This is a genomic window from Pantoea sp. ARC270 (genome assembly GCF_003236725.1).
GTDB lineage: Bacteria > Pseudomonadota > Gammaproteobacteria > Enterobacterales > Enterobacteriaceae > Pantoea > Pantoea anthophila.
Map to the genome: position 1 here is coordinate 73,506 of NZ_PUGA01000010.1, position 12,412 is coordinate 85,917.

A 12,412-nucleotide genomic window follows, 5' to 3' on the forward strand; every position below is an offset into this window, starting at 1 on the left:
TTACACCAGTTTTAACGCAATCCAGTAGAGCGAACCTGACAGCACAATACAGACCGGCAGGGTGAAGACCCACGCCATCGCGATGTTCTTGATGGTCCGGCTCTGCAATCCGCCACCGTCAACCAGCATGGTACCGGCAACGGATGAGGAGAGGATGTGCGTGGTCGAAACCGGCATACCAGTGTAGCTGGCGACGCCAATCGACAGCGCGGCCGTCACCTGAGCTGACATGCCCTGCGCGTAGGTCATGCCTTTTTTACCGATTTTTTCACCAATGGTGGTGGCGACACGACGCCAGCCAATCATGGTGCCGGTGCCCAGCGCCAGTGCCACAGCCATAATGATCCAGACCGGCGCATACTCGATGGTGCCGAGCAGGTCGCTTTTCAGCTTACCGAGGAAGCGTTTGTCATCGGGCGTGGTCTCCGGCAGTTTCGCCGCCTTGTCGGCAGTGTCGGAGATGCAGAGCAGCAGACGACGCATCTGACCGCGCTGTTCAACCGTCAGCTGATCGTAGCTCTGCAGGTTATTCAGCAGTCCCTGAGCACGCTGAACCGCCTGCAGCGCGCGGGCGCTGTCACAGTGGAACTCCTGCGGGCTGGTGGCCGGCACTTCTTCCGGTGTCGGCAGTTTTGGCGGTGCCATCTGGATGATATGCGTCAGCGAGGCGCTATGCTGCTGATAATATTGCTCCAGGTGATTGACCGCATCGCGGGTGCGCGTGATGTCGTAACCGGAGGCATTCATGTTGACCACGAACCCCGCCGGAGCCACGCCAATCAGGACCAGCATGATCAGACCAATGCCTTTCTGGCCGTCGTTTGCCCCGTGCGAGTAGCTGACACCGATTGCCGATACAATCAGGGCAATACGGGTCCAGAACGGCGGCTTCTTCTTGCCGTCGATCTTCTCACGGTCAGCAGGCGTCATATGAATACGCGCACGCTTTTTGGTGCTGCTCCAGTAGCGGCGCAGAATAAAGATTAAGCCACCCGCAATCACCAGGCCGATGATCGGCGACAGGATCAGAGAAAGGAAGATATTCAGCACTTTCGGGATGTTGAGGGCATCAACGACCGAGGTGCCGCTCATCAGGGCGTTAGTCAGACCGATACCGATAATGGCGCCGATCAGCGTATGGGAGCTGGAGGCCGGCAGACCGAGATACCAGGTGCCGAGGTTCCAGATAATCGCCGCCAGCAGCATAGAAAACACCATGGCGAGACCGTGTGCCGATCCCACATTTAACAGCAGGTCGGTGGGAAGCATATGAACAATAGCGTAAGCGACACTCAATCCACCGAGCAGCACGCCAAGGAAGTTGAATACGCCTGCCATGACCACAGCAAGCTGGGCACGCATGGCACGGGTATAGATGACCGTCGCAACCGCGTTGGCCGTGTCGTGGAAACCGTTGATCGCTTCGTAAAACAATACAAACAGCAGGGCAAGAACCAATAACAGACTCGTACTGAGGTCTAGACCAGCAAACAGATGTAGCATAAACGTTACGCCATTTTTGGAGGACATGAACGCGGCGCATTATCCGCGACAACGTGCTGTATGGGAAAGGAAAATATAGCCCTAATTTGACCTTTCGTTGTAAGCCTGACGCGTAAGTCAGCGAAAAAGGGTTAGATATTAAGCAGATACATTATGACACATTTACGGCAATTTTTTGACGCTGGCGTCTCAGTGAGCAGATCACTACAATCTGCGCCTTTCCTGTTATATGAGTGAGCTGCAGTGGAACAGTTTGACGTTATCATCATTGGTGCCGGGGCCGCAGGCCTGTTCTGTGCCGCCCAGGCCGGACAGCGGGGACGCCGCGTATTACTGCTGGATAATGGCAAGAAGCCGGGCCGCAAAATTCTGATGTCTGGCGGCGGGCGCTGCAACTTCACCAATCTCTACACGGAACCGGCGGCTTATCTGTCGCACAATCCCCACTTCTGCAAGTCGGCGCTGGCCAGATATACCCAGTGGGATTTCATCGATCTGGTTAATCGCCACGGCATCGCCTGGCACGAGAAAACCCTGGGCCAGCTCTTCTGCGACGACTCTGCGCAGCAGATTGTCGATCTGCTGATGGCCGAGTGTGACAGGGGCAATGTCACTCTGCGGCTGCGCAGTGAAGTGCTCAGCGTCACGCGCGATGAGCACGGTTATACGCTGCAACTCAACGGCAGCACGGTGCAGGCTGAAAAGCTGGTGATCGCCAGCGGCGGCCTGTCGATGCCGGGTCTGGGTGCCTCGCCGTTTGGCTACAAAATTGCGGAGCAGTTCGGGCTGAGCGTCTTCCCGACGCGGGCCGCACTGGTGCCCTTTACCCTGCATAAACCGTTGCTGGAGCAGTTGCAGACGCTCTCTGGCGTCGCGCTGGACACCACCATCGATGCCGAGGATGGTACCCGCTTTAAAGAGGCGATGCTCTTCACCCATCGCGGGCTATCCGGCCCGGCGGTGTTGCAGATCTCTAGCTACTGGCAGCCGGGTGAGTTCGTGACGGTCGATCTGTCGCCCGCCACCCCGCTGGCACCGTTTCTGACGGCGCAGCGCGACGCCCATCCTAACCTCAGCCTGAAAAACAGTCTGGCCAAAATCCTGCCGAAACGTCTGGTGGAAGTGCTGCAGGCGCTGAACGTGGTGCCGGATGTCACGCTGAAGCAGCTCAACAGCCGACAGCAAACGGAACTGGCGCAGACCCTGCACGCCTGGCGCATCCAGCCAAACGGCACCGAGGGGTATCGCACCGCCGAAGTGACGCTGGGCGGCGTGGACACCACGCAGCTCTCCTCAAAAACCATGGAGGCGCGCGCGGTGCCGGGACTCTACTTTATTGGTGAAGTGGCGGACGTGACCGGCTGGCTGGGGGGATATAACTTCCAGTGGGCCTGGAGTTCCGCCTGGGCCTGCGCCCAGGCGTTGTAACGCCCGTTTACCAGCGCTGATGCACGTGGGGCGCGATCTTCTCCTGATAGAGCTGCTTCAGCGCCGTCATCGTTTCCGCAGAGAGCGCGTCAACGCCGCTGGCACGCGCATTTGCTTCCGCCTGCTCGCGATTTTTCGCACCGGGAATGACCACGCTGACATCGTCGTTCATCAGGATCCAGCGCAGCGCGAACAGGGCCATCGTGATGTCGCCCGGAACAAAGCGGCGAATCTCCTCAACCGCCTCCAGCGCCACCTCATAAGGCACGCCGGAAAAGGTCTCTCCTTTATCGAACGCTTCGCCATGACGGTTAAAGGTGCGGTGATCGTCAGCGGCAAATACGCTGTCGGCGTGCATTTTGCCGGTCAGCAGGCCTGATGCCAGCGGCACACGGGCGATGATAGCCACATCACGGCTTTTCGCCTCATGCAAAAGCCGTTCAGCCGGACGCTGGCGGAAAATGTTGTAAATCAGCTGAATGGACGCGACGTTGGGAAACTCCAGCGCCTTCAGACCCTCTTCGACTTTCTCAACGGATACGCCGTAGTGACGGATTTTTCCGGCGGCCACCATCTCATCCATCACCGCAAAAACCTCCGGGCTGTAATAGACCTCGGTTGGCGGGCAGTGCAGCTGGACCAGATCCAGCGTGTCGGTTTGCAGATTATCCCGCGAGCGGTCAATGAAATCGTTGAGGTTTTTCGCATTGTAGCCTTCAGCCACATGGGGAGAGAGGCGCCGCCCCAGCTTGGTAGCCACGAAAGGGCGTTCGCCGCCGCGCTGTTTCAGCACCTCGGCAATGATTTTTTCAGAGCGGCCATCGCCATAGACGTCGGCGGTATCGATAAAGGTGACGCCCGCATCCAGCGCGGCATGCAGTGCGGCTCTGGCATCCTCCAGGCTGACCTCTCCCCAGGTTCCGCCGATAGCCCAGGCGCCAAAGCCAATTTCAGAGACGCGCTGACCGGTACGGCCCAGTGTTCGTAGTTTCATGCAAACTTTCCTCGATGCGTTTCAGACAGGGTAAGAGTACGCGGATGACCCTTGAGCTTAGTCTTTCCTGGCCGGGAGAGCGCGCCGCGTCCCCGCAGCTCAATCCAACAAAACAGGAGGCGTCTGCGACGCCAGGCCGCTGGTAACGTTGAGGTTTTCAGGAAAAAATCGCCGGAAACAACGCCTTACCGCTTCGCTAATTAGCTGATTTTAAGAAATTTCCCCTGAAATTAATTGGGCGAGAGTGTGGATTCAGTCACATACTTCTTTTTTTGACTCACAAGTGGATCGCTATGTTCAGGTTTATTAAGTCGGTCTTTGCCAGTCCCGAGAAATTTCTGCAGATCATGACCCGCCAGGATATCAACGACTCGATTGCCGAAGGTGAACGCATCATCATTGATGAAAACGGCAATATCTCGGTCAACACGCTGAGCGAGGAAGTCCACGAAGATTTTTCCCGCCATGTGAACGCGTTAAAGGGAGTCTGAGGTGGGTACCGCAATATTCATGGTCCTGATGGTGAGTGGTTACTGGTACACCAGCCGCGATCTCAACAGCCGTTTTAAAATCCGCCGCTCATCAGGCTGGGACGTCTATTTCCTGGTCGCGCTGTATGGCTGTATTTTTGTCCTGCAGGGGGTCTTTGCCACCGGCCTTGTCTGGCTGCTGCTGCTGGGCATCTCCGCGCTGGCGAATGCTGTTCAGGTCATACCGGGCGCCCATCTGAAGTGGCAGGTGGAGTTCATGAACTGGAGCTTTCTCGGCATCCAGGCACCGGTCGTCATTATGCTGGCCTTCGCGATCCTGCTCTGTCTCTACCGCTCTAACTGGGCGGGCAGCGCACGGCTGAACGTTTCAGGCCGTAAAGATCTCTATCAGCGGCTCTCCCGATCTAACGGCGTGGAGCAACTGCTGTTTCAGTGCATGGAAGAGGGTGAACTGGCGTGGATCACGCTGAAGTCCCGCCGCATCTACATCGGCATGGTTCACGCCTCCACGTTCGAATATGAGAGCACCAAAAACATTGTGCTGATTCCGATGCTGAGCGGCTATCGCGACAGCAAGACGCTGAAGCTGGCGGTGGAGCACAACTACAGCAAATGGTATGCCGAGCATGGCATTACGCTCGACTCGACACCGAAAGATGCGATGTCGTTTCGTAAGGTGATCATGGTTGACCAGATTGAAAGCCTGTCACTGTTCGATCCGGCCAGCGCCACGGCGCTCTCAATGGGCCATCCCCAGGAAGTGGAGAAGAGCCAGGGGAACGAGAACGGCGACAGTCCGGATGATAAAAGCCGGGACACGCAGGGATAATCAAAACCCGCTCCTATCCCTTCATCAGGCGCGCTCATCAGGCGCCTGATACCTGCCTTCACCCCCTCTGCGAGCAGCGAAAAGTTACCTGACGTGCGGTGGCCCGGCGAAAAAGCACGGCGGGCCGCGCTCTGCGCCGATTTGCCGTTAAGCTTGTGATGAAACCACTAACGAGGAGTGAATATGGCTCAGCAAAATAAGGTACTGATTATCGGCGCCTCACGCGGTATCGGCCTGGCGGTGGCGCAGGCGTTCGCCGGGCAGGGCTGGCAGGTCACGGCCACCCATCGCAGCGGCATCCCGGCGCAGGGCAACCGGCCCGAAATCCGCTGGCACGCGCTGGATATGACCCAGGCGTCAGCGGTGGAAGAGCTGGCTGGCCAGCTCACCGGTGAGGGGTTCGATGCCATTCTGATTAATGCCGGCATTTCCGGGCCGTCGCACCAGACCCTGTCGCAGAGTGACGATCAGGAACTGGCGCAGCTCTTCCTGACCAATGCCATCGCGCCGGTACGCAGCGCAGAAATATTACTGCCACTGCTGAAGCCGAGTGGTGTGCTGGCACTGACCTCCTCCCAGCTCGGCAGCCTGAATGAAAACCCGGATGCGCAGATGCCGATTTATGCTGCCAGCAAAGCGGCACTGAACATGTTAAGCCGCACCCTGACCGCTGCTGTGGACGCGCAGGGCGGAACGCTGCTGACGCTGCATCCCGGCTGGGTAAAAACCGACATGGGTGGCGAAAGCGCGCCCCTGACGGCAGAAGAGAGCGCGGAAGGTATCGTCCGGCAGCTGACCCACTGGCGCGGTCGTGGAGGACATCACTACGTCGATTACGCCGGCCAGTCATTGCAGTGGTAAGCTGCGTCGGGGCGGTTACGCCCCGATATCACGCAGCGCTTTGCCTTTCATCAGATTGCGTTCGATGTGCTCCAGCGTCACATGTTTGGTCTCCGGCACCAGCATCATCGTCAGCACGATAAACACCAGATTCAGCGCGCCGTAGAACCAGAAGGTGTTGGCATTCCCCAACTGATCGAGCAGGGTGAGGAAGGTTGCCCCTACAATCATATTGCCGACCCAGTTGGTGGTCGTGGAGGCGGTAATCCCGAAGTCACGCCCTTTCAGCGGCTGGATCTCGGAACAGAGCAGCCAGACAACCGGACCGGCTGCCATCGCAAAGCCCACGATAAACATCAGCAGCATCGCCACCGCAAAATATTTGCGGAAGTCGGTCTCAACGCCGATGTGCAGCAGCGTGCCCAGCACCCCCATCCCCACGGCCATCACCAGAAAGCTGGTGGTAAGCATGGGTTTGCGGCCCCAGCGATCCACAAAGAAGATGGCAATCAGCGTCGCCAGCATGTTGACCAGCCCGACAATCACCGTGCCCCACATCTGCTCACTGGTGCTGGAGAACCCGGCGATGTTGAAGATTTTAGGGGCGTAATACATCACGACGTTCATGCCGGTAAACTGCTGCATCACCTGCAGCAGCATGCCGAGCCACACCGCGCGGCGGAAATTGCCATTCGAGCGGAACAGTGACCAGCCGCGCTGTTTCACCTGCAGGCTTTCCCGGATCTCCTCCAGCTCCTCACGGGCCTGCTCGCTGCTGTTACGCAGGCGGTCCAGAACCCGCTGCGCCTCATTAAACCGACCGTGCGCCGCCAGCCAGCGCGGGCTGTTGGGCAGAAAGAGTACGCCGATAAACAGGATCACCGCCGGAATCGCGATGACCCCGAGCATGCCGCGCCAGTTACCGCTGTAGCTGAAAGCCGTGTCGGAGAGATAGGCCACCACGATGCCGGTGGTCAGCATCAGCTGATACATGGAGATCATTGAGCCGCGAATACGCTCAGGCGCAATCTCGGCCAGATAGAGCGGCGCGGTGTAGGAGGCGATGCCTACCGCCAGGCCCAGAATCACGCGCGCGCAGACCAGCGAGGTCACATCCGGTGAGAAGGCTGACCAGAGCGAGCCAATCACAAACAGCGTCGCGCCTGCCAGCATACTTTTCTTGCGACCCAGCTTTGATGACATCCAGCCCGCCGCCAGCGCACCCAGCGCCGCGCCAAACATCATCGAACTGACCACCCACTCCTGTTGATGGTTGGTGATCTGCAAATCCTTCGCCAGAAACGGCAGGGCACCGGCGATGACGCCAATATCCAGGCCAAACAGCAGGCCGGACAGCGCAGCCATAAAACAGACGAACCAGGTAAAGCGGTTCTGCGTACTTCCCGATTTTTTTGCCGCGCCCATGCGAGTCTCCTTGCGGTAGTCCAGTGTCAACATTGTTAATGTTATGTAAACATAGTCGACGTCAGTGTGTTGCCGATCACACTTCCGACCACTGTTACCGCTCAGTCAGACAGAGCCGCAAAATAAAGCATGAGATATCAATGGGGTGACGACGAAGGCAAAACAGGGGCAGGGGCACGATTACACAAAGCCGCGCAGATTTTGCAACTCGTCACCGGCGGCATTACACTGCCGCTTTCCTGCTATTGATTGAAGGTGTTTATGTCTGAACCTTTCCAGCGTCAGCCGCTGCCTCTGCCGGGCGGTCACAATAAAGTCCTGCTGCACTCCTGCTGCGCCCCCTGTTCGGGTGAAGTGATGGAAGCGATGCTGGCATCCGGCATTGATTACACGATCTATTTCTACAACCCGAATATTCATCCGCTCAAAGAGTATGAGCTGCGCAAAGAGGAGAATATTCGTTTTGCTGAAAAATTTGGCGTGCCGTTTGTTGATGCTGACTACGACCGGGATAACTGGTTTGAGCGGGCGCGCGGTCTGGAGTGGTCGCCGGAGCGCGGTGAACGCTGCACCATGTGCTTTGATATGCGCTTTGAGCGAACCGCGCTCTATGCGCATGAAAATGGCTTTCCCGTTATGACCAGCTGTCTGGGGATTTCACGCTGGAAAGACATGAAGCAGATTAACAGCTGCGGTGTCCGTGCAGCGGCCGCTTATCCCGATCTGCTCTACTGGGAATTTAACTGGCGTAAAGGTGGCGGGTCGGCCCGCATGATTGAAATCAGCAAGCGCGAAAGTTTCTATCAGCAGGAATATTGCGGCTGTGTCTATTCACTGCGCGACACCAATCGTCATCGCGTTGCTCAGGGACGTGAGCGGATTCAGATTGGTGTGCAGTATTATCAGCCGGATGAGTGATTAACCGGCATCGCGGAAAGTGTCGGCCTGCGCATAACCGCGTGCCGGGCGCGTAACAGGGCGCACCGTGACGGCACAGCGCGGCTGAATCTCCGCGTCGGGCCGCGCGTAGCCGCACAGGGCACAGGGATTCTGCGCGTCTGCCAGCGCTGTGCTGCTCCCATTACTCAGCGGACGCTTGCGGCAGGCGCTCGGCGTGCAGCCCATCATCTGTTTGAAAGAGCGGGTAAAGGATTGCTGGCTTTCAAAATGGTATTTCAGCGCCAGGCTGATAATGGGTGTACGGCTGTTTTTTAAATCATGAATACAGGCGTTAAGCTTTTTTCTGCGGATATAGCGCGCCAGTGTTTCATTATGATAGCGGGCAAAAAGTTTCTGCAGATACCATTTGGAATAACCCGCCTTTTCCGAAATATCATCAATACTTAAACGCTGATCGAGATTGTGATTAATCCACTCAGTGATGGAGACAATTACGCTTTCATTATATTTATTGTCGTTCATAGGCACCCCCCCCGTTTAACGTGCGGGCATTCTGAATTATTTATCTTAATGTGCTTATTCTTTGCGTAAAGATTCTTCAGGATTTGAATCGCAACCTCTCATGAGGTTCATTTAAACGGTGCTTATTAATAAATAAGATGAGATGTAATTAATCTGTTGGTTTTTTTGGCGGAATAAGGCGGCAACCGGCGCGGATGCAGCGCCAGCCCGGATGAGCACTTCGCCACCGCACAGCGCATCAATAGATTTTTTTCCGCGACCTGCCAGGCTTACGACTCACCTTTAACCTGGAGAATCCCGGATGGGCCCGACATTTCTGCTGAAGAAACCGCTTGCTGTGCTGCTGACCTCGCTGGCCTTGCTGACCTCTCTCCCCACCTGTGCCGCCACAACCTATGGCGAACAGCTGGAAGGCTTTCACTACCCTTATCCTCTGCACCATTTTGATTTTTTATCGCAGCAGCAGTCGCTCAGCATGGGCTATATGGATGTGAAACCCGTCGCGCGTGCCAACGGGAAAACCGTGGTGCTGATGCACGGTAAAAACTTCTGTGGTGCCACCTGGGAAGAGACCATCCGCGTCCTCAGTCAGCAGGGATACCGCGTTATCGCGCCCGATCAGATTGGCTTCTGCAGCGCCACCAAACCCGCCCGCTATCAGTACAGCTTTCAGCAGCTGGCTGACAATACGCATCAGCTGCTTGCCCGTTTGGGTGTAGAGAAGGCGGTAATTGTGGGTCACTCCACCGGCGGGATGCTGGCGACGCGCTATGCGCTGATCTACCCGCAGCAGACGCAGAAGCTGGTGCTGGTTAATCCGATAGGGCTGGAGGACTGGAAAGCGAAAGGGGCGCCGTGGCGTTCCGTCGATCAGTGGTATCAGCGGGAACTCAGGCTCAGCGCAGAGGGCATTAAGAAGTATGAGCAGCAGACCTACTACGCGGGCCGCTGGAAACCTGAATATGACAAATGGGTCGATATGCTGGCCGGACTCAACAGCGGGCCGGGGCATGAGAAGGTGGCGTGGAACTCCGCCTTAATCTACGACATGATTTTCACGCAGCCGGTGTTTTATGAGTTCGGCGATCTGAAGGTGCCGACCACGCTGATGATCGGCACGTCCGACACCACGGCTATCGGCAGCGATATCGCCCCGCCGGCGGTGAAAGCGCGGCTGGGCGATTACAGGGTGCTCGGTAAAGCGGTCGCAAAACGCATTCCGGGGGCGCGGCTGATTGAGTTTCCGGGCCTGGGGCATGCGCCGCAAATGGAAGAGCCTGCAAAGTTTAATCAGACCCTGATCGACGATCTGGCGCGTCCCTGACCCTTCAGCCGCGGCGGCGGCTGAGGTTACACCGCGACACGCTTCTGCTTTTTACGCTGGTACATCCGCTCATCGCTGTCGTGCAGCAGCTGTTCCAGCGACTGCGGCTGCGCCGGATCAAACTCGACGATGCCGGAAGAGAACTGCAGATGGTAACGACGATTCAGGCTGATCGACTGCTGACGCAGATAGCAGGCGAACTGCTGTAACAGCGCTTCGCTCTGCTGCTGCGACATGCCATTGAGCAGCACCACAAACTCGTCGCCGCCCAGTCGTGCAAAGAGATCGGAGTGTTTAAACACCACTTTCATCGCGTCGGCAAAGTCCATCAGCGCACGGTCGCCTTCGCGATGGCCCAGCGAGTCGTTGATCTGCTTGAACTTGTCGAGGTCGAGAAACGTCAGTGAGGCTGGCCGGTTTTTCATCCGGCACTCGTTCAGCACCATCTGTCCCAGGGTCATAAAGCCGCGGCGATTGGTTATCTGCGTCAGTTCGTCGCAGGTGGCGGTCTGAAAGGCGACCAGCTCCGCTTCTGCCATCGCGGCCAGGTCACGCATGGTCGCCTGATCCTCTTCATCAAACTGGCGCGGTTCGCGTCCAATGATGCAGAGCGTACCCAGTTTGGCGCCGCCTGGTGCACGCAGCGGACAGCCGGCATAAAAACGGATGTGTGGATCGCCGGTGACGAGCGGGTTGTCGTGAAAACGCTCATCTTTGTGCGCATCTTCAACAATCATGATCTCATCCTGCAGGATAGCGTGTCCGCAGAAGGAGATATTGCGCGGCGATCCCGGCGGTGCAAAGCCCTGAGCCGATTTAAACCATTGATGGTCAGCTTCCAGCAGGCTGACTAACGCGATAGGCACGTCAAACAGGCGGCGGGCCAGACGGGTTAAACGATCAAAACGTTCCTCCGCGGTGGTGTTCATGATGTTCAGCGCACGCAGCTGCGATAAGCGTTGTGCCTCGTCGGCAGGAATGTCAGGTGCTTTCATCACAGAGACCTTTGTTGGTTTAGCCGAAGCCAGGTTCTGGTGTTTGCCTTTTGGCGGAGAAGAAGAGCGTGACATCGCGATCACGCTCTTTATGAGGAGGGGATCAGAGCACCTTTTGTTCGGCGAGATCAAGAGCGAAATAGCTGAAAATCAGGTCTGCACCGGCACGTTTGATCGCTCCGAGGCTTTCCAGCACCACGTTACGCTCGTCAATCGCACCGGCCGCTGCGGCAAACTTGATCATCGCGTATTCGCCACTCACCTGATAAGCCGCCAGAGGCAGTTCGGTGCGCTCACGGATGTCACGCAGGATATCCAGATAGGCACCTGCCGGTTTCACCATCAGTGAATCTGCGCCCTGAGCCGCGTCGAGCAGTGATTCACGAATCGCTTCACGGCGGTTCATCGGGTTCATCTGATACGTTTTACGATCGCCTTTCAGCGCCGTGCCCGCGGCTTCACGGAACGGGCCGTAGAAGGAGGAGGCAAACTTGGTGGAGTAGGACATGATTGCGGTCTGGGTGAAGCCCGCCGCGTCCAGCGCGCGACGAATCGCCTCAACCTGCCCATCCATCGCCGCCGACGGGGCGATAAAATCGGCTCCGGCTGCGGCAGCAACGACCGCCTGCTTACCCAGGTTTTCCAGGGTGGCATCGTTGTCGACACCGTGATCGCAGAGCACGCCACAGTGGCCGTGGCTGGTGTATTCGCAGAAGCAGGTGTCAGACATGACGATCATCTCCGGCACGGTCTCTTTGCAGATACGCGACATGCGGGCCACCAGACCGTTTTCGTTCCACGCATCGCTGCCGGTGGCATCGGTGTGGTGCGAAATACCAAAGGTCATGACCGAGCGGATACCGGCTTTGGCGATACGCTCAATCTCATAAGCGAGACGTTTTTCCGGAATACGCATCACGCCAGGCATCGCCTGAATCGGTTTGTAGTCGTCGACCTCTTCTTCAACAAAAATGGGCAGAGCCAGATCGTTCAGGCTCAGGGATGACTCCTGGAACATTTCACGCATTGACGCGCTGGCGCGCAATCTTCTTGGGCGCTGGATAAGGGAATAATCAGACATTTTCATTCTTACGCAGGTGAAAAAAGTGACAACAGTTTACTCCCTTTGCCCGCAGGGCATGAAGGATTGTGTGCGGTAGG

12 protein-coding genes are annotated in these 12,412 nt (G+C 57.1%); 6 read left to right on the forward strand and 6 right to left on the reverse strand.

The window, feature by feature from the left end; genetic code table 11:
• A complete protein-coding gene (gene pitA / locus CKF42_RS06865; protein WP_146239924.1) occupies nucleotides 1-1,503 on the reverse strand; it encodes an inorganic phosphate transporter PitA in 1,503 nt (500 codons plus the stop codon).
• A 243-nt stretch (nucleotides 1,504-1,746) separates the two neighbouring features.
• On the opposite strand from pitA, the gene CKF42_RS06870 reads away from it, so the two are divergent.
• Nucleotides 1,747-2,931 carry an NAD(P)/FAD-dependent oxidoreductase gene (locus CKF42_RS06870; RefSeq protein ID WP_111207846.1) on the forward strand — a complete coding sequence of 395 codons (1,185 nt, stop codon included), beginning with the start codon at nucleotides 1,747-1,749 and terminating at the stop codon, nucleotides 2,929-2,931.
• 7 nt (nucleotides 2,932-2,938) lie between these two features.
• Here the strand turns inward: CKF42_RS06870 and CKF42_RS06875 are convergent, their stop codons facing one another.
• A complete protein-coding gene (locus tag CKF42_RS06875; RefSeq protein WP_111207847.1) occupies nucleotides 2,939-3,925 on the reverse strand; it encodes an aldo/keto reductase in 987 nt (328 codons plus the stop codon).
• Nucleotides 3,926-4,218: 293 nt separating this feature from the next.
• Here CKF42_RS06875 and CKF42_RS06880 point away from each other — a divergent pair, with 293 nt between their 5' ends.
• The 3 genes from CKF42_RS06880 (at nucleotide 4,219) to CKF42_RS06890 (ending at nucleotide 6,106) form a co-directional block, all read left to right on the forward strand.
• Nucleotides 4,219-4,416, forward strand: a complete 198-nt coding sequence (locus CKF42_RS06880) for a hypothetical protein (RefSeq protein ID WP_033736089.1) — start codon at nucleotides 4,219-4,221, stop codon at nucleotides 4,414-4,416.
• 1 nt (nucleotide 4,417) lies between these two features.
• Nucleotides 4,418-5,245 carry a hypothetical protein gene (locus CKF42_RS06885; RefSeq protein ID WP_033736088.1) on the forward strand — a complete coding sequence of 276 codons (828 nt, stop codon included), beginning with the start codon at nucleotides 4,418-4,420 and terminating at the stop codon, nucleotides 5,243-5,245.
• A 183-nt stretch (nucleotides 5,246-5,428) separates the two neighbouring features.
• Nucleotides 5,429-6,106, forward strand: coding sequence for an SDR family oxidoreductase (locus tag CKF42_RS06890; RefSeq protein ID WP_111207848.1), 678 nt, complete (start codon nucleotides 5,429-5,431; stop codon nucleotides 6,104-6,106).
• A 15-nt stretch (nucleotides 6,107-6,121) separates the two neighbouring features.
• On the opposite strand, the gene CKF42_RS06895 is transcribed toward CKF42_RS06890, so the two are convergent.
• Entirely contained in the window at nucleotides 6,122-7,510 is a 1,389-nt protein-coding gene (locus CKF42_RS06895) for a sugar porter family MFS transporter (protein ID WP_046100768.1), read from the reverse strand.
• A 261-nt stretch (nucleotides 7,511-7,771) separates the two neighbouring features.
• Here CKF42_RS06895 and CKF42_RS06900 point away from each other — a divergent pair, with 261 nt between their 5' ends.
• Complete coding sequence (locus CKF42_RS06900) at nucleotides 7,772-8,428, forward strand: epoxyqueuosine reductase QueH (protein ID WP_009087852.1); 657 nt, start codon at nucleotides 7,772-7,774, stop codon at nucleotides 8,426-8,428.
• Here the strand turns inward: CKF42_RS06900 and CKF42_RS06905 are convergent, their stop codons facing one another.
• The gene (locus tag CKF42_RS06905; RefSeq protein ID WP_111207849.1) at nucleotides 8,429-8,932 is read right to left on the reverse strand and encodes a helix-turn-helix domain-containing protein; all 504 of its coding nucleotides are present in this window, start codon (nucleotides 8,930-8,932) and stop codon (nucleotides 8,429-8,431) included.
• A 301-nt stretch (nucleotides 8,933-9,233) separates the two neighbouring features.
• On the opposite strand from CKF42_RS06905, the gene CKF42_RS06910 reads away from it, so the two are divergent.
• Nucleotides 9,234-10,256, forward strand: coding sequence for an alpha/beta fold hydrolase (locus CKF42_RS06910; RefSeq protein ID WP_111207850.1), 1,023 nt, complete (start codon nucleotides 9,234-9,236; stop codon nucleotides 10,254-10,256).
• 26 nt (nucleotides 10,257-10,282) lie between these two features.
• On the opposite strand, the gene CKF42_RS06915 is transcribed toward CKF42_RS06910, so the two are convergent.
• Entirely contained in the window at nucleotides 10,283-11,251 is a 969-nt protein-coding gene (locus CKF42_RS06915) for a diguanylate cyclase (RefSeq protein ID WP_009087845.1), read from the reverse strand.
• A 103-nt stretch (nucleotides 11,252-11,354) separates the two neighbouring features.
• Complete coding sequence (hemB, locus tag CKF42_RS06920; protein ID WP_009087843.1) at nucleotides 11,355-12,332, reverse strand: porphobilinogen synthase; 978 nt, start codon at nucleotides 12,330-12,332, stop codon at nucleotides 11,355-11,357.
• Nucleotides 12,333-12,412 lie beyond the last annotated feature (80 nt).

What these genes read in the sequence shown, in the direction of transcription:
- CKF42_RS06905 (WP_111207849.1), bottom strand. Translation starts at nt 8,932, where the DNA reads ATGAACGACAATAAATATAATGAAAGCGTAATTGTCTCCATCACTGAG.
- hemB (WP_009087843.1), bottom strand. Translation starts at nt 12,332, where the DNA reads ATGTCTGATTATTCCCTTATCCAGCGCCCAAGAAGATTGCGCGCCAGC.
- CKF42_RS06890 (WP_111207848.1), top strand. Translation starts at nt 5,429, where the DNA reads ATGGCTCAGCAAAATAAGGTACTGATTATCGGCGCCTCACGCGGTATC.
- CKF42_RS06910 (WP_111207850.1), top strand. Translation starts at nt 9,234, where the DNA reads ATGGGCCCGACATTTCTGCTGAAGAAACCGCTTGCTGTGCTGCTGACC.
- CKF42_RS06895 (WP_046100768.1), bottom strand. Translation starts at nt 7,510, where the DNA reads ATGGGCGCGGCAAAAAAATCGGGAAGTACGCAGAACCGCTTTACCTGG.
- CKF42_RS06900 (WP_009087852.1), top strand. Translation starts at nt 7,772, where the DNA reads ATGTCTGAACCTTTCCAGCGTCAGCCGCTGCCTCTGCCGGGCGGTCAC.
- CKF42_RS06875 (WP_111207847.1), bottom strand. Translation starts at nt 3,925, where the DNA reads ATGAAACTACGAACACTGGGCCGTACCGGTCAGCGCGTCTCTGAAATT.
- pitA (WP_146239924.1), bottom strand. Translation starts at nt 1,503, where the DNA reads ATGCTACATCTGTTTGCTGGTCTAGACCTCAGTACGAGTCTGTTATTG.
- CKF42_RS06880 (WP_033736089.1), top strand. Translation starts at nt 4,219, where the DNA reads ATGTTCAGGTTTATTAAGTCGGTCTTTGCCAGTCCCGAGAAATTTCTG.
- CKF42_RS06915 (WP_009087845.1), bottom strand. Translation starts at nt 11,251, where the DNA reads ATGAAAGCACCTGACATTCCTGCCGACGAGGCACAACGCTTATCGCAG.